The 15,507-nt window shown below is 71.1% G+C and carries 14 protein-coding genes; 6 read left to right on the forward strand and 8 right to left on the reverse strand.

Features of this window, described 5'->3' with window-relative positions:
* Positions 1–127: 127 nt before the first annotated feature.
* Both RUR49_RS25485 and RUR49_RS25490 read left to right on the forward strand, forming a co-directional pair.
* Positions 128–1,069, forward strand: coding sequence for a ring-cleaving dioxygenase (locus tag RUR49_RS25485; protein WP_409149447.1), 942 nt, complete (start codon positions 128–130; stop codon positions 1,067–1,069).
* A gap of 105 nt (positions 1,070–1,174) precedes the next feature.
* Positions 1,175–1,795 (forward strand): alpha/beta hydrolase, encoded by a 621-nt coding sequence (locus RUR49_RS25490; protein ID WP_409149449.1) that lies wholly within the window; start codon positions 1,175–1,177, stop codon positions 1,793–1,795.
* A gap of 21 nt (positions 1,796–1,816) precedes the next feature.
* Here RUR49_RS25490 and RUR49_RS25495 read toward each other — a convergent pair whose 3' ends face one another.
* Complete coding sequence (locus tag RUR49_RS25495; RefSeq protein WP_409149679.1) at positions 1,817–2,260, reverse strand: MarR family winged helix-turn-helix transcriptional regulator; 444 nt, start codon at positions 2,258–2,260, stop codon at positions 1,817–1,819.
* A gap of 119 nt (positions 2,261–2,379) precedes the next feature.
* Here RUR49_RS25495 and RUR49_RS25500 point away from each other — a divergent pair, with 119 nt between their 5' ends.
* On the forward strand, positions 2,380–3,579 hold the full coding sequence (locus tag RUR49_RS25500) for an amidohydrolase family protein (protein WP_409149451.1): 1,200 nt from the start codon (positions 2,380–2,382) through the stop codon (positions 3,577–3,579).
* A 31-nt stretch (positions 3,580–3,610) separates the two neighbouring features.
* On the opposite strand, the gene RUR49_RS25505 is transcribed toward RUR49_RS25500, so the two are convergent.
* Together RUR49_RS25505 and RUR49_RS25510 are read right to left on the reverse strand one after the other, a co-directional pair.
* Positions 3,611–4,846, reverse strand: a complete 1,236-nt coding sequence (locus tag RUR49_RS25505) for a glycosyltransferase (protein ID WP_409149453.1) — start codon at positions 4,844–4,846, stop codon at positions 3,611–3,613.
* A 329-nt stretch (positions 4,847–5,175) separates the two neighbouring features.
* On the reverse strand, positions 5,176–6,255 hold the full coding sequence (locus RUR49_RS25510) for an extracellular solute-binding protein (RefSeq protein WP_409149454.1): 1,080 nt from the start codon (positions 6,253–6,255) through the stop codon (positions 5,176–5,178).
* 1,440 nt (positions 6,256–7,695) lie between these two features.
* Between RUR49_RS25510 and RUR49_RS25515 the strand changes: the two genes are divergently transcribed.
* Entirely contained in the window at positions 7,696–7,983 is a 288-nt protein-coding gene (locus RUR49_RS25515) for a GIY-YIG nuclease family protein (RefSeq protein WP_409149456.1), read from the forward strand.
* Positions 7,984–8,244: 261 nt separating this feature from the next.
* On the forward strand, positions 8,245–8,565 hold the full coding sequence (locus RUR49_RS25520) for a hypothetical protein (protein WP_409149458.1): 321 nt from the start codon (positions 8,245–8,247) through the stop codon (positions 8,563–8,565).
* 44 nt (positions 8,566–8,609) lie between these two features.
* Here the strand turns inward: RUR49_RS25520 and RUR49_RS25525 are convergent, their stop codons facing one another.
* Positions 8,610–10,457, reverse strand: a complete 1,848-nt coding sequence (locus tag RUR49_RS25525; RefSeq protein WP_409149460.1) for an ABC transporter ATP-binding protein — start codon at positions 10,455–10,457, stop codon at positions 8,610–8,612.
* A gap of 409 nt (positions 10,458–10,866) precedes the next feature.
* Here RUR49_RS25525 and RUR49_RS25530 point away from each other — a divergent pair, with 409 nt between their 5' ends.
* A complete protein-coding gene (locus RUR49_RS25530; RefSeq protein WP_409149462.1) occupies positions 10,867–12,423 on the forward strand; it encodes a S8 family peptidase in 1,557 nt (518 codons plus the stop codon).
* A gap of 56 nt (positions 12,424–12,479) precedes the next feature.
* Here the strand turns inward: RUR49_RS25530 and RUR49_RS25535 are convergent, their stop codons facing one another.
* The 4 genes from RUR49_RS25535 to RUR49_RS25550 form a co-directional block, all read right to left on the reverse strand.
* Positions 12,480–13,364 carry a Hint domain-containing protein gene (locus RUR49_RS25535; protein ID WP_409149464.1) on the reverse strand — a complete coding sequence of 295 codons (885 nt, stop codon included), beginning with the start codon at positions 13,362–13,364 and terminating at the stop codon, positions 12,480–12,482.
* Positions 13,365–13,560: 196 nt separating this feature from the next.
* On the reverse strand, positions 13,561–13,749 hold the full coding sequence (locus RUR49_RS25540; RefSeq protein WP_409149466.1) for a hypothetical protein: 189 nt from the start codon (positions 13,747–13,749) through the stop codon (positions 13,561–13,563).
* A 350-nt stretch (positions 13,750–14,099) separates the two neighbouring features.
* Positions 14,100–14,987 carry a Hint domain-containing protein gene (locus tag RUR49_RS25545; protein ID WP_409149468.1) on the reverse strand — a complete coding sequence of 296 codons (888 nt, stop codon included), beginning with the start codon at positions 14,985–14,987 and terminating at the stop codon, positions 14,100–14,102.
* Between the two features lie 151 nt (positions 14,988–15,138).
* Positions 15,139–15,456 carry a hypothetical protein gene (locus RUR49_RS25550; protein ID WP_409149470.1) on the reverse strand — a complete coding sequence of 106 codons (318 nt, stop codon included), beginning with the start codon at positions 15,454–15,456 and terminating at the stop codon, positions 15,139–15,141.
* Positions 15,457–15,507: the final 51 nt, after the last annotated feature.

Raw genomic sequence — 15,507 nt, forward strand, 5'->3', positions numbered from 1 at the left:
ACGAAACGGCACCAACGCAAGATGCCCATTGCACCAACGCAACCTCTTCCCGCTGGCACTCCCCTCCGATCGGCCTATCTCTTGTCCACGAAGCGGCGCCGAGGTGCGCTGCGAGGGAGTAAATCCGATGACCCGCAACGGCATCCACCACGTCACGGCGATCGCCGGCCCGGCCCGCCGCAATCTCGACTTCTACACCCGCACCCTCGGGCTGCGGTTCGTGAAGAAGACCGTGAACTTCGACGATCCCGGCACCTATCACTTCTATTTCGGCGACGAGGCCGGCAACCCCGGAACGATCCTCACCTTCTTCCCGTGGGATCACGTCGCGCCCGGTCGCCTCGGCGTCGGCGAGACGTCGGAGACCGCCTTCCGCGTTCCCGAGGCGTCGATCGGCTACTGGACGCATCGCCTCGTCGAGCAGAGCGTGCCGCACGATGCGCCGGTGAAGCGCTTCGGCGAGACGGTGCTCGCCTTCCGTGACCCCGATGGCATGCGCCTGTCGGTCGTCGGTGTTCCCGGCGCCGAGAGCGAGCCCGCCTGGGGCGGCAGCGACGTGCCGGTGGAAGCGGCGATCCGCGGCTTCCACAGCGTCCGCCTGCTCGTCGCCGACGCCGCGCCGACGGGAGCGATCCTGACGGACGTCTTCGGCTTCGCCGAGGTCGGCAAGGAGGACACGCTGGTGCGCTACAAGGTCGAAGGCACGGACGTCGGCGGCATCGTCGACGTGCACGGCGCCGGCGGCTTCCTGCCCGCCCGCATGGGCGGCGGCTCGGTCCACCACGTCGCCTTCCGCGCCGCCGACGATGCGGGGCAGGCCGAGATGGTGAAGAAGCTCGCGGAGAACCACCGCCTCCGCACGACGGAGCAGAAGAACCGCGACTACTTCCGCTCGGTCTACTTCCGCGAGCCCGGCGGCATCCTGTTCGAGATCGCCACCGACGTCCCGGGCTTCGCCGTCGACGAGCCGGCGGCGAGCCTCGGCCAGGCGCTGAAGCTGCCGCGCTTCCTCGAGAGGCGCCGCAGCGAGATCGAGGCGGTGCTGCCGGACCTGACGGAAGCCGCCTGAACCCAAGACCCGGCGGCGGCACGCGCGCCGCGCCGGACCTCGTCTCTCGCGTCCCGCACCGCTGAATCGGCGGGGCGGGACGCACGTCCTTTCAGGAGGTCCATCATGGCCACCGCGACCACCCTCTCCTTCACCCATCGCTACGAGCCCGCGACCGGTCGCCCGCCGCTGCTGCTGCTGCACGGCACGGGCGGCGACGAGGACGATCTGTTGCCGCTCGGCCGGATGATCGCGCCGGGCTCGGCGCTGCTGTCGCCACGCGGAAAGGTGCTGGAGCACGGCATGCCGCGCTTCTTCCGCCGCCTCGCCGAGGGCGTCTTCGACGAGGCCGACGTGGTGAAGCAGGCGAACGCGCTCGCCGACTTCGTGACGGAAGCCCGCGACGCCTACGGGCTCGCCGCGCCCGTCGCCGTCGGCTTCTCGAACGGCGCCAACATTGCCGCCGCGGTGCTGCTGCTGCGGCCCGAGGCGCTTGCCGGCGCGGTGCTGATCCGTGCGATGGTGCCGCTCGCCAAGCCGCCGAAGGCGGATCTGTCGGGCAAGCCGGTGCTGATCCTGTCGGGCGCCTCCGACCCGATCATCCCGGCGGAGAACGCCGGCCGGCTGGCTCGGCAGCTCACCGAGGCCGGCGCCGTCGTCGGCCACGAGACGCTTCCGACCGGCCACGGACTGACGCAGGCCGACGCGGCGCTGGCGAAGCGCTTCCTCGACGGCCTCACGGCCTGATCTCGACGGCGCTTCGGACCGTTACCGGAGCGCCGTCAGGAGCCGCGCCAGCATGGCCCGCTCGTCAGCCGACAGCGGCGCGAGCGTCTCCTCGGAGACCCGCGCCGCCACCGGCGCGAGCTCGCCATAGAGCCTGGTCCCTTCCGCCGACAGCGAGATCAGCAGCCGCCGGCGGTCTTCCGGGTCCGGCCGCGTCGCCGTCAGCCCGCGCTTGGCGAGGCGTTCGGCGACGCCCTTGATGGTGGCGACGTCCATGGCGGTATGACGGCCGAGCAGGTTCTGCGAGCACTCGCCGACTTCCGCGAGCTTGGCGAGCGCCGCCCACTGCATCGGCGTCATGTCGACACCGAAGTGGCGGGCGAAGATCGAGACGTGGCGCTGCTGCACCTGCCGCAGCAGGAAGCCGACCTGGTCGTCGAGCACGTAGCCCGCACCGCCGGCCGCACCGTCTGCCGCCGTCGTCATGACCGCCGCCGCCTCGTCCGTCACCGTCGCCAAAACGTCGCCTCTCCGTCGCAGGCGCGGGGTCTCGCCCGCAGCTCGTTCGTATGCCAACAATGTCGCCTTCGCCAGAGGAGGCACGCATGGCCCACGACGCGCCGGCCGCACCGAGCGGTCCGCAGAAGCTCGTCATCTCCAACATCGGGCTCGTGCTGTCGGGCGACCTCGAGCGGCCGATCCTCGACGCCGATGCGGTCGTCGCCGTCGACGGCCGCATCACCGCAGTCGGCCGCTTCGCCGACCTCGACACCGAGGGCGCGACGACGCTGGTCGACGCCGGCGGCGCGGCGCTCGCGCCCGGCCTGATCGACAGCCACGTCCACCCCGTCGCCGGCGACTGGACGCCGCGCCAGAACCAGATCGGGTGGATCGATTCCTGCCTGCACGGCGGCGTCACCACGATGATCTCCGCCGGCGAGGTGCACATGCCCGGCCGGCCGCGCGACATCGTCGGGCTGAAGGCGATGGCGATCACCGCCCAGCGCATCTTCGCCGGCTTCCGGCCCTCCGGCGTCAAGCTGCACGCCGGCGCGCCGGTGATCGAGCCGGGGATGGTGGAACAGGACTTCGCCGATCTCGCGAGCGCCGGTGTGCGGCTCCTCGGCGAGGTCGGCCTCGGCGGCGTCAAGGACGGCGCCAATGCCCGCGAGATGGTGGCGTGGGCGAGGAAGCACGGCATCCAGTCGACCATCCACACCGGCGGCCCGTCGATCCCCGGCTCCGGCCTGATCGGCGCCGACGTGGTGCTGGAGGCCGACACCGACGTCGTCGGCCACATCAACGGCGGCCACACTGCCCTGCCCGATGCCGAGATCCGCTGCATCTGCGAGGGCTGCAAGCGCGGCCTCGAACTCGTCCACAACGGCAACGAGCGCGCCGCCCTCTACACGCTGAGGACGGCAAAGGAGATGGGCGAACTCAACCGCGTCATCCTCGGCACCGACGCGCCAGCCGGCTCGGGCGTACAGCCGCTGGGAATCCTGCGCATGATTTCGATGCTGTCTTCGCTCGGCGACGTGCCGGCGGAGGTGGCGATCTGCTTCGCCACCGGCAACACGGCGCGCATGCGGGCCCTCGACTGCGGGCTGATCGAGGCCGGCCGCTCCGCCGACTTCGTGCTGATGGACAAGGCCCAGCACTCCGCCGGCAAGGACCTCCTCGACAGTATCCGCCTCGGCGATCTGCCGGGCATCGGCATGACGGTGATCGACGGGATCGTCCGCTCCGGCCGCAGCCGCAACACGCCGCCGGCCGGCCGCGTGCCGACCGTGCTGCACGGCTGAGGCGAAGCACCTTCGTCTGACGTCGGTCGCCTCAGCCGATCGTCGCCGCCGGCAGCGTCCCCGTCGCCACGTCGACGAGGAGCTGGCGCTGCGCCGGCACGAGGTTCGCCGCCGCGTAGCGCCCGACGATGGTGGCACGGGCGTTCGCCCTGAGGCTCGCGAACGCCTCCGGCCGCGCCAGCACGTCGGCCAAGCGCGCCGCCAGCCGGTCGGCGTCGAAGAAGTCCGTCAGCAGCCCGTTGCGGCCATCGGCGATCACCTCGCGCACCGGCTGCGTGTCGGAGCCGACGATCAGGCACGCGCACGCCATCGCCTCCAGCATCGACCACGACAGCACGAACGGCACCGTCAGGTAGACGTGCGCGGCCGAGACGCGGAACACCTGGCGCAGCGTCTCGAACGGCACCAGCCCGAGGAAGTGGACGCGCGCCGGATCGAGCGCATGATCAGCGAGCGCCGCCTCCTTGAAGGTGCGCCCGTCCGTCCGCTTGCGGCCATAGGCGACGCGGTCCGCCCCGACGACGACGACGTGCGCCGCCGGGCGCTCGGCGGTGAGCTTCGCCGCCGCCGCCATTAACTGGGGAAAGCCGCGATAGGGCTCCATGCCGCGGGCGACGTAGGTGACGACCTCGTCGCCGGCCTTCAGCACGCGGCCGTCGGGCAGCGTCAGCGTCGCCGCCGGATCGGGCGTCAGGTAGTCGGTGTCGACGCCGTCGTGCAGCACCGAGATGCGGCGGCGGAACTGCGACGGGAAGCGGCCGACCTGCCAGCGCGTCGGGCAGACTCCCCAGTCCATCGCGGCGAGGTCCATGAGGATCGGCGCGTTGCGGCCGCGGGTGCGGAAGCGATCGGCCGTCGTCACCGGCTGGTCCGGCAGGAAGCCGATGTCGGCGCCATCGGTGCGGTAGAACCACTCGAAGTAGGACAGCAGCTTCGCCTTCGGGAAGACGTCCTTGACGAACAGCGACGGTCCCCAGCCGGAATGGGCGCAGACGACGTCCGGCTCGAAGCCGTCGCGCTTCAGCCCCGCCATCGCCGCGGCCGCCGCCTCGCCGGTGAGGACGGCGCGCTCGAGAGGCAGGCTCGCCGGCGACAGGCCAGCGAGCGGTTCCCGCGCCGGCGTGTAGTCGACGCGGCGGATCGTGATCGGCTGCCTGTTGGTGGCGAGCGTCGCGCAGGCGAGCTCGAAGCCGGGCTCGCGCGACAGCGCCGCCGCGAGGCGGCGATACTGGCCGGGAAAGTTGTTGTGCAGGAACAGGACGCGCAACGGACGGGCTCGACGGGTTCGGCCGGCGACGTGCGCGGCGAGAGGAAGGGTCGGCAATCCGGGCGACGGATGCAAGCGGCGCGGCCGTCGGCAGGCGGACGCGCGAAAACCCCTTTGTATTGGTCATTCCCGGCCTTGTGCCGGGAACCTACCCTCTGCCGCACGCACGACGCCGCGGGCCAATATCCGCGTCCGCGGCGCCGTTGCTTGGGTTCCCGGCACAAGGCCGGGAATGACTACGGTGAGGGAAGTGCGCCGCCCTCATCCGGCGCTGCGCGCCACCTTCTCCCACCTCACGGTGGGAGAAGGGAAGAAAGCCGCGACCAACGTTACTCCGACGCAGCGGCTTTGATCTTCTCGAGCGCCTTGCCCTCGAGGTCCTCGACGCCCGGCAGCACGGTGGCGGCGAAGCGCAGGTTCGCCATGTCCTCGTCGGTGAAGGCGGCCTCGACGGCGGCCTTCTTGTCGGCCGGCAGCAGCGCGCGACCGTCCTTCGCCGCGGCGATGGCGCCGGCGGAGGCCGACATCATCGTGACGATCTCCGGCTGCATGACGAAGTTGATCCACTTGTAGGCCGCGTCATCGGCCTCGCCGCCCTTCGGCAGCGTGAAGGTGTCGATCCAGGCGATCGCGCCGCTCTTCGGCGGCACGTAGACGAGGTTCGGGTTCTGGGCGAACAGCTTGAAGGCGGTGGAATCCCACGTCTCGGACGCCACCACCTCGCCCGAGAGCAGCATCGCCGAGAGGTCGTCGCCGCCCTGCCAGTAGGCCTTCACGTTCGCCTTGCAGGCGATCAGGTAGTCGGAAACCTTGTCGAGGATGCGCTGGTATTCGGGCAGGTCCTTGTAGGCGGCGAACGGGTCCTCGCCGAGGGCGAAGGCGGTGCCGACGAGGATGGTGCGGCGCAGCCGCATCGACGTCTTGCCCTTGTACTGGGGGTCGCAGAGGTCGGTCCAGTCGTCGATCTCCGGCGCCTTCGACTTGTCGACGACGAGGCCGGACGTGCCCCAGAGATGCGGCACCGAATAGACCTTGCCGTCGATGGTGGTCTCGTCGGCGGCCCGCTTCAGGAACTGTTCGTCGAACAGGGCCGCGTCGATCTTCGACAGATCCATCGGCTTGTAGATGTCGAACTCGTTCTGGGCGGCGGCGACGCGGTTGAAACCCGGCTGGGCGAGATCGAAGCCGGAGCCATCGGTGGCGCGCAGCTTCGCCACCATCTCCTCGTTGTTCGACAGCGTCACCTCGACGTCGATGTCGGGGTACTTCTCCTCGAACAGCTTGATGATGTTGTCGGGCGCATAGCCGCCCCAGGTGAGCAGGCGCAGCGTCTCGGCCGAGGCCGGGGCTGTCAGCGCGACGGCGAGCGCGACCGCGGCCGCGCCGGTGAGCAGGCGGTGAAGGGACATTTCGGTGGCCTCCCGGTTCTGGTGTGTCGTGGGAGCATGGGAGGCGACACGTGGTCCGGCCGATAGCGCCATTCTGGGGAAAGGGGGAGTCCGATTGCGGCGGGAAGACGCGGGGGTGGGCGGGTGCAATCGGGGGTGGGGGTGGGTGGTGGGGGAGTGGGCAGTGGGGGCACCCACCCGCCCCTCGAGGGGGCGGGTCGGCGACCGCAGGTCGCCGGGGCGGGGTGGCGCCGCCGGGAGGCGGCGGGAAAGACTGCGACGCTGGCCGCGGTGAGGTCGTGCGCGGGCTCCCGCCCGCGGTCACCCCGCCCCGCCGCGCTGCGCGCGTCGACCCGCCCCCTCGAGGGGCGGGTGGCGGCATCGTTGAATGCTCGGGAACGACGTGCTGTCCGGCGACGGCTCACCTGCTTCCGACGATGCTGCGGCAAGACCCACCCTCCCCTTCCTCCTGAAACTCCCCCGAAGCCCTGCCTGACACCTGTCCCCGAGCACCGCCGCCTCGGCTCCGTCGCATGGGTTCCGGGACGTGCCCGGGAATGACGGCGGACGGGACGAAACACCGCCACCCCCACGCGGTCTCCCGCCGGGGTTTTGCCTGTCGTTTCCCCCTCCTTGTGGAGGGGACGGGGTGCCGAACGGCGCAATCCGTAGTGGTGGCGGCGGTTGCCCGCCGCAGGGTGCCTTGCGGCACCCGCGCCTTTCGGCGCCCCGTTTCTGCGGTGTTGCCTGGGTCCCGGTGCTCCCCCTGGCGGTCCTGCGGGCCGGCGCGCTTTCCTCGCCTAGGTCGCCGCAGGCGCTACTCCCTGGCCTCAGCCCCGAAGGACCGAAGCTGCCTCCGCCCTCGCGGAGGCCCGGGACGCCGCTCGTGGTGGCGGCGGGAGGCTTTACCCACGATCCCCCCGGGGAAGGAGTTTGCGCGTCTTCTCCAGCCGCGGGTCACCGCCGTCCACCCCGCGGGCACCGGTACGCCTCCGGCTGCGCCCCTCCGAGTGGACGAGGGAGAGTTTAGATGGGGATAGTGTCCGTATCAAGGGTTTTATTCCTATAGTGGAGTTGGGTGGGAGCGGCAGTGGGCAGTGGGCAGTGGGCAGTGGGCAGTGGGCAGTGGAGCGCGGCACGTGACGAACCGTGTGCAATACCCTCGGCCGTCATCCCGGACCAGCGAGGCGCAGCCGAGCGCCTGATCCGGGATCCAGGAGAGAATTCGCGCCGGAGGCGCGGCACTGCGCGCGCCTGCGGCGCGCTCTCTTGACGCTGGGCCCCGGCTCGGCGGTCGGCTGCGCCTCCCTTGGCCGGGGTGACGGTGGAGGGGGTGGCGATGGACGGTGTCGATGGCCGAGGAGCACAGGCCCGGGTCGGCCACGCGGCCCCTTGCCGGCCTTGGCCGTCCAAGGCATCCTGAAGTTGCATTGAGCCAACGCCCTCTCTTGGCCGCCACCGATGACCGCATGGGTCTACATCGTCGCCTCGGGTCGCAACGGCACGCTCTACACCGGTGTGACCACCGACCTGCCGCGGCGCAGCTATGAACATCGCGAAGGCCTGGTCGACGGGTTCACGCACCAGCACGGTTGCCAGCGGCTCGTCTGGTACTCCGCGTTCGAAGACGTCGTCTCGGCCATCACCCACGAGAAGCGCCTGAAGCGCTGGCGGCGGGACTGGAAGCTCGCCATGATCGAGAAGATGAACCCTGCGTGGGACGCTCTCTACGAGCGTCTGAATGCGTGAGCGATACGGGCGCAGCGCGAGAGTTAGATGGTGCTGCGGCACGCGACGGTGCTGCGGCACGCATCCCACATCCCTCAATGCCGTCATCCCGGACCAGCGAGGCGCAGCCGAGCGCCTGATCCGGGATCCAAGAGAGAAGTCGCGCTGGAGGCGCGGCATGGCGCGCGCCCGAGGCGCGCCCGTCTTGCGCTAGGCCCCGGATCGGCGCTCGCCTGCGGCTCGCTTGTCCGGGGTGACGATAGAGAGCGAGGGAATGACGCCGTGAACCATGACGAGCAACTGGCGGCCGGGGCGGCCATCCTCGGGGCCCGGCTCGCCCCGCTCGGATTCACCTTCGCGGTGACGTCCAGCGGCGACAGTGCTGGCGGCCCCTATGCCGCGGGCGCGTTCACGCGGGGACGGCAGGCCCTGTCGTTCTCGGTCCGGCACGGTGCACTCGGCCTCGTCACCTACCACCTCGGCGACCAGGACTGGACGCATGCCGAGATGATGCGCGCGGTGCAGCATCCGGCCCGCTATCCGGGTTTTGCGGACGGCGACAGGCTCGGGGGCGCTCGCCTGCGGCTCGCTGGTCCGGGGTGACGACGAGGGGGTTGGTAACTTCAGACTCAAGCACCGTCGCCCCCCTACCCAACCCTGAGCGCCCCCTCCGTCTCCCCCAGGAACCCGCCGCTCTGCCGCGCCCACAGCTCCGCATACAGCCCGCCGCGGCGGATCAGCTCCTCGTGCGTGCCGGTCTCGACGATCCGCCCCTCGTCCAGCACGACCAGCCGGTCCATGCGGGCGATGGTGGAGAGGCGATGGGCGATGGCGATCACCGTCTTGCCGGCCATCAGGGTGTCGAGCTCGTCCTGGATCGCCGCCTCGACCTCGGAATCGAGCGCGCTCGTCGCCTCGTCGAGGACCAGGATCGGCGCGTCCTTCAACAGCACGCGGGCGATGGCGATGCGCTGGCGCTGGCCGCCGGAAAGCTTGACGCCGCGCTCGCCGACCTGGGCGTCGAGGCCGGTGCGGCCCTTCGGGTCGATCAGGCTCTCGACGAACTCGTCCGCCTTGGCGCGGGCGATCGCCGCCCGGATCGAGGCCTCGTCGGCGTCGGGCAGGCCGTAGCGGACGTTGTCGCGCACCGAGCGGTGCAACAGCGAGGTGTCCTGGGTGACGACGCCGACGGCGGCGCGGAGCGACTCCTGCGTGACGGTCGAGACATCCTGGCCGTCGACGAGGATGCGGCCGCCCTCGAGGTCGTGGAAGCGGAGCAGCAGGCCGACCAGCGTCGACTTGCCGGCACCGGAGCGGCCGACGAGGCCGACGCGCTCGCCGGGGGCGACGGACAGATTGAGGTCCTCGAAGACGCCCGACTCCTGGCCGTAGTGGAAGCGGACGTGCTCGAAGCGGACGTCACCGCGGGCGACCGTCAGGGGCTTCGCGGCCGGCGCGTCGACGACGGTGAGCGGCTGGGCGATGGTCATCATGCCCTCCTGCACCGCGCCGATGTTCTCGAAGATGCCGGTGACCTCCCACATGATCCAGCCGGCCATGTTGACGATGCGGATGGCGAGACCCGTCGACAGCGCGATGGCGCCGAGGCTGACGAGGCCGTTCGACCAGAGCAGCACGGCGGCAAGCCCGGTGCCGGCAAGCAGCAGCGAGTTCAGCGTCGTCACCGTCATCACCATGGTGGTGATGGTGCGCAGCTGCCGGCGGTAGGCGGCGACGTGCTCGTCGATCGCCTCCTCGATGTAGCCGTCCTCGCGCTCGGCGTGGGCGAAGAGCTTCACCGTCATGACGTTGGTGTAGCCGTCGACGATGCGGCCGGTCAGCAGCGAGTGGCGCTCGGAGAGCTCCTTCGACAGGCCCTTCAGGCGCGGCACGAAGGCCCGGAGCGCCAGGATGTAGCCGATGATCCAGAGGAACAGCGGGATCGCCAGATAGAGGTCGGCGTCGGCGAACAGCACGAGCGCGGAGAGCGCGTAGAGGGTGGCGTACCAGACGCCGTCCAGCGACTCGATGACGGAGGCGCGGAGCGCCGGCGCCGTCTGCATGACGCGGCTGGCGATCCGGCCGGCGAAGTCGTTCTGGAAGAACGACAGGCTCTGGCGCGAGACGTGGCGGTGGGACTGCCAGCGCACCAGCGCGGTGAACGGCGGGATGATCGTCTGGCGGACGATGAGGTCGTGGAAGAAGTTCGCGGCCGGGCGGGCGACGAGGACGACGAACAGCATCCAGGCGAGCAGCGTGCCGTGCTCGGCGAGCAGCCGGTCCGGCGTGGTGGCGCCGAGGATGTCCACGAGGTCGCCGACATAGGCGAACATCGACACCTCGACGAGGGTGACGAAGAAGCCCGCCAGCATGAGGAGCGCGAACCACGGCCAGGCCTGGCGGACGTGGTGCCAGTAGAAGGCGGCGAGGCCCTCCGGCGGCGGGCCGTCCGGGGGGCGGCGCCAGTCGATGCGCCGCTCGAAAAAGGAGAACATGGCCGACGTCCTGAATCGGGGGGCGCACTGGCGCGGGCCATGGAGGGCGGCGGCACCGGAACGCGAGACGGCCGGCGGTGGGGCCGCCGGCGCGTGGAAGCGCAGGTTGTGGCGGGGGAATGCGACGGCGCCGTGGCGTCGCGGGCCTTGAGGCTCGCGGCGCCCCGGTCGCGTATCGCGCGCGGCGGTGGGCGCCGCGATTGAGGCCGGACTGAAGCGATCGTGATCGGCGGCGGTGGCGAGACGGCGCCGGTCGCGGCGGGGCATATCGACAAGCGCCGCGGGCGTGGCTTACGAAAGGTCGGGGCTTGCGACATGCCGCGCGACGCGGTGACGAAGAGCACCGCGGTGCGCGGTTTGGAAACGCGCCCGCCGGCGACGGCGTGGCGACGGCGGGGGAAACGACAGCATGACCGACACTTCCGGGAGCCCGCGGGCGCGCGCCACGATCGCCGCCCTTCTCGCCGCAGCGGTACTGGGCGCCCTGCCCGCCTTCGCCGACACGCCGCTCGCGCCGCGCGCCGTGCCGGACAAGCCGACGCTCGCCGAGATGCAGTCGGTGCGCACCACCGGGCGGGTGGTGGTGAAGTTTTCCGAGGGCGTGAAGGTGCGCATCGCCAGCGGCCGCACGCGCGGGCTCTCCTCGGTCGAGGACAAGGCACTCCGGGCGGTGCTGGCCGAGGCCGGGGTGGCGCTGTCGGACTTCCGCCGCCTGCACGCGCGCAGCGAGGCCGAGCTCGATGCCGAGCGCGCCACGAGCGAAGCGGAGAGCGGCGAGGCGCTGGCCGACCTCAACAACTACTATGTGGTGACGGTGACGGGCTCGCTCGGGGCGGCAGAGTTCGCCGCCCGGCTGAACGCACTGCCGTTCGTCGAGGTGGCCGAGCCGCAGCCGGCGCCGAGCCCACTGCCGGTCTCGCCCGACCTCACCGGCCTGCAGGGCTACGCGCTGCCACCGGCGACGGGCATCGGACGGCTCGACACGCTGACCCACCGCGGCGGCGACGGCAAGAACGTCACGATCGTCGACATCGAGTTCTCCTGGCTGTTCGCCCACGAGGACCTGAAGCTCGACAAGGAGAAGGCGATCCTCGGCAAGCTGACGCCGTTCGATTTCTTCAACGACACCAACCACGGCACGGCGGTGCTGGGGGTGCTCGCGGGGATCGACAACGGCAAGGGCGTCACCGGCCTCGCGCCGAAGGCGACGATCAAGGTGTCGCCCGCCGATACGGTGGAGCGCGGCTTCGACGTCGCCTTCGCCATCGGCGTGGCGACCGGGGCGCTGAAGAAGGGCGACGTCATCCTGATCGAGCAGCAGACGGCGGTGTGCGGCGGGGCCTGCGGCGAGACCCAGGTCGGCTGCGGCCCGGTCGAGTTCTTCCAGGCGAGCTTCGATGCCATCAAGGCGGCGACCGCCAAGGGGATCGTCGTGGTCGAGGCGGCCGGAAACGGCGCAGTCGACCTCGACGGGCCGGCCTGCAAGCGCAAGTTCGACCGGTCGAAGCGGGATTCTGGCGCGATCATCGTCGGCGCCGGCTCGTCGGCGACGCGCGAGCGTCTGTCCTTCTCGAGCTTCGGCTCGCGCCTCGACGTGCAGGGCTGGGGCGAGAATGTCGCCACCACCGGCTACGGTGACGCCTTCGACGGCGGCTCACGGCGCAAGCAGTATACGGGTCAGTTCAGCGGCACCTCGTCGGCCTCGCCGATCGTCACCGGCGCGGTGGCGATGATCCAGGGGGCGCTGAAGGGCAAGAAGCTCGCGGTGGCGACGCCGAAGGAGATGCGCAAGGCGCTGACGAAGACTGGCCAGCCGCAGACCGGCGCCGACCTCATCGGTCCGCTGCCGGACACCAACAAGGCGCTGAACCGGCTGTTGAAGGCGCGCCAGAAGGAGCGGTCGCAGGCTGTCGCAGCGGCACCCGTGACGGCGGCCGAGGCGCCGGTCCTCGCCGCGGCGGAGTGAGGAGAGGGGCCGGCGCCGTGTGAAGGTGCCGGCTGGCCCCCGTCCGTCTTGGGCTCTCAGGCAGCCCGGGCGGCGGCGCCGATCTCGGCGGCGCGGACGTCGAGACGGGCGCGGACGGCGGCCGGCAGCTGGCGGGCGGACTTCACCCGCGGCAGCGGCAGCTCGGCGATGGCGGGCACCTCGGCGCCGTAGAGCGCCTCGTATTCGGCGAAGTTGTCGAAGCGTCGGCGGGTGACGTGGTCGAGATAGGTCTCGGCCGGCGCTCCCTCGGCGAGTACCAGTGCGTGGTCTTCCAGCTCGATGTGGTACCAGGTGAAGCGCTCCGCCGGGGCCGGCTCGTGGCGAACGGCGACACCGTCGACGAGGGCGGCGGCCTGCACGAGCAGGCCGTCGACGAGGAGCGCGTGGTCCGGCGAGACGAGCAGGTCGCGCGACGGCGTGTTGTCGCCGAGGGCGCCGGCCGTGACGCGGATGGGGAAGTTGCGCTGCGGATCGGCGAAGACGGCGACGACCGCCTGCCGGCCGATCCAGCGCACCGGCCGGGCCCGGCCGTCGACGCCGAGCACGAGATCGCCGATTGCGAGCGCTTCGACCGGCCGCTCGCCCGTCGGCGTCGCGATGTGGGTGCCGGCAAGGAAGCAGACGGTGAAGGCGGCAGGCAAGGCGGTGACGGGAGAGCCGTCCGCATAGGTGGAGTTGGTGAACAGGAAGTAGGCGTCGCGGTCGACGCCGATCCACCCGCCCTCGAACAAGCCCACAGCCGTGAAACTCACGGTGGGGAAACCCGGACCGAAGACGACGACGGTGTCGCCTACGTCGAACGTCGTGTCGCTCTCTGCGTCGACGCAGTCGTAGGTGCCGGTTCCGTAGAGAGTACCGATCGTGAAGTTCGGAGATTCCCCGTTCAGCAAATAGGCGTTCTCAGCGATGAAAGTTGACATGCCTGTCAAGTCCCCCGTTGGATCGTCGATTGGGTGCACCGGCCGGAGCGGCCACGCACAACCGTCACGCACCCGCATCGCGGGTGCGTGACCACCGACAATGGCTCCCGGAACGCCGTTACAGTTTGCAAATGGCTTGCCGCTCGGTCAATGCCTCACCGGCAGGTTGCAAGCGGCAGGCCTCCCCGGCCTCGCCTCAGCGGACGCCGACGCGGTTGACCGGGCCGCCGCGGTTGACGCCGACGCCGGGGCGGCCGACGCCGACACCCGGACGGACGCCGACGCCGGGGGCGCCGACGCCGACGCCGACGCGCGGGGCCACGACGACGGGACGCGGCGCGACGACGACGGGGGCCGACGCGACGACGACCGGGGCGGTGCGCACGACGCAGCCGGCGGGGTAGCCGGGGCCGGGCAGTAGACGACGGCGGCGGTGGCGATGATCCAGGGGGCGCTGAAGGGCAAGAAGCTCGCCGTGGCGACGCCGAAGGAGATGCGCAAGGCGCTGACGAAGACCGGCCAGCCGCAGACCGGCGCCGACCGACCTCATCGGCCCGCTGCCGGACACGAACAAGGCGCTGAACCGGATGTTGAAGGCGCGGCAGAAGGAACGGGCGCAGGCTGTCGCGGCGCTCCCGGCGACGGCGGCCGAGGCGCCGGTCCTCGCCGCGGCGGAGTGAGGAACGGGGCCGGCGCCCGTGTGAGAGCGCCGGCCGTCCCCTGCCCGTCGGGGCTTCAGGCGGCCAGGGCGACCTTGCCGATCGCCGTTGCGCGGGCATCCAGACGGGCGCGGACGGCCGCCGGCAGCTGGCGGGCGGACTTCACCCGCGGCAGCGGCAGCTCGGCGATGGCGGGCACCTCGGCGCCGTAGAGCGCCTCGTATTCTGCGAAGTTGTCGAAGCGGCGGCGGGTGACGTGGTCGACATAGGTCTCGGCCGGCGCCCCCTCGGCGAGTACCAGCGCGTGGTCTTCCAGCTCGATGTGGTACCAGGTGAAGCGCTCCGCCGGCGCCGGCTCGTGGCGAACGGCGACACCGTCGACGAGGGCGGCGGCCTGCACGAGCAGGCCGTCGACGAGGAGGGCGTGATCCGGCGAGACGAGGAGGTCGCGTGACGGCGTGTTCTCGCCGAGGGCGCCAGAGACGATGCGGATGGGGAAGTTGCGCTGCGGATCGGCGAAGACGGCGACGACCGCCTGCCGCCCGATCCAGCGCACCGGCCGGGCCCGGCCGTCGGCGCCGAGCACGAGGTCGCCGATCGCCAGCATCTCGACCGGCCGCTCGCCCGACGGCGTCGCGATGTGGGTGCCGGCGAGGAAGCAGGTGGTGAAGGCAGCGGAGTCGGACGTGATGGGATCGCCGTCCGAATAGGTGGAGTTGGTGAACAGAAAGTAGGAGCCGCCGATGACGCCGATCCAGCCGTTCTCGAAGAACCCCACATATTCGAAGTCCACGAACGAGGCATCCGGGCCGTCGACCGTGACGGTGTCGCCCGTTTCGAACGTCGTGTCGCTCCCATCCGCGTCGACACAGTTGTACGTGCCGCTGCCGTAGAGACTGCCGATCGTGAAGTTGGGATCGGTTCCGCTCAGTACATAGGCGTTCAGAGCGTCGAAGGTAGCCATACTGATTCAATCCCCGTTCATCGCGTGATCGCGTGCACCGGCCCGAGCGGCCAGGCACAACCCCAACACCCGCACTGCGGGTGCCGGGCAACCGACTTGCCGCTCGCGACACTCCAGAAAGTTGCAAGCGGCGTACCGATCCGTCAATGGCTCAGCGGACGCCGACGCGGTTGACCGGGCCGCCGCGGTTGACGCCGACGCCGGGGCGGCCGACGCCGACACCGGGACGGACACCGACGCCGGGGGCACCGACGCCGACGGTCGCCCGCGGGGCAACGACGACGGGACGCGGCGCGACGACAACCGGAGCGGGGGCGACGACAACCGGGCCGGGACGCACGACGCAGCCGGCGGGATAGCCGGGGCCGGTGCAATAGACGACGGCGGCGGTGGCCGGGACCGGCGCGGCGGTGGCGAAAACGGCGCCGGCGGCGGCGACGGCCACGGCGGCGAGGGTGGTGCGGATCATCACGAAAACTCCTGTTGACGAACCCGCGTCTTCGGGCGGGCGTCTTCACAT

It is taken from the genome of Pseudoxanthobacter sp. M-2, assembly GCF_046156265.1.
Lineage (GTDB): Bacteria > Pseudomonadota > Alphaproteobacteria > Rhizobiales > Segnochrobactraceae > CAMDHY01.

What these genes read in the sequence shown, in the direction of transcription:
- RUR49_RS25545 (WP_409149468.1), bottom strand. Translation starts at nt 14,987, where the DNA reads ATGGCTACCTTCGACGCTCTGAACGCCTATGTACTGAGCGGAACCGAT.
- RUR49_RS25525 (WP_409149460.1), bottom strand. Translation starts at nt 10,457, where the DNA reads ATGTTCTCCTTTTTCGAGCGGCGCATCGACTGGCGCCGCCCCCCGGAC.
- RUR49_RS25510 (WP_409149454.1), bottom strand. Translation starts at nt 6,255, where the DNA reads ATGTCCCTTCACCGCCTGCTCACCGGCGCGGCCGCGGTCGCGCTCGCC.
- RUR49_RS25500 (WP_409149451.1), top strand. Translation starts at nt 2,380, where the DNA reads ATGGCCCACGACGCGCCGGCCGCACCGAGCGGTCCGCAGAAGCTCGTC.
- RUR49_RS25485 (WP_409149447.1), top strand. Translation starts at nt 128, where the DNA reads ATGACCCGCAACGGCATCCACCACGTCACGGCGATCGCCGGCCCGGCC.
- RUR49_RS25550 (WP_409149470.1), bottom strand. Translation starts at nt 15,456, where the DNA reads ATGATCCGCACCACCCTCGCCGCCGTGGCCGTCGCCGCCGCCGGCGCC.
- RUR49_RS25490 (WP_409149449.1), top strand. Translation starts at nt 1,175, where the DNA reads ATGGCCACCGCGACCACCCTCTCCTTCACCCATCGCTACGAGCCCGCG.
- RUR49_RS25530 (WP_409149462.1), top strand. Translation starts at nt 10,867, where the DNA reads ATGACCGACACTTCCGGGAGCCCGCGGGCGCGCGCCACGATCGCCGCC.
- RUR49_RS25515 (WP_409149456.1), top strand. Translation starts at nt 7,696, where the DNA reads ATGACCGCATGGGTCTACATCGTCGCCTCGGGTCGCAACGGCACGCTC.
- RUR49_RS25495 (WP_409149679.1), bottom strand. Translation starts at nt 2,260, where the DNA reads ATGACGACGGCGGCAGACGGTGCGGCCGGCGGTGCGGGCTACGTGCTC.
- RUR49_RS25535 (WP_409149464.1), bottom strand. Translation starts at nt 13,364, where the DNA reads ATGTCAACTTTCATCGCTGAGAACGCCTATTTGCTGAACGGGGAATCT.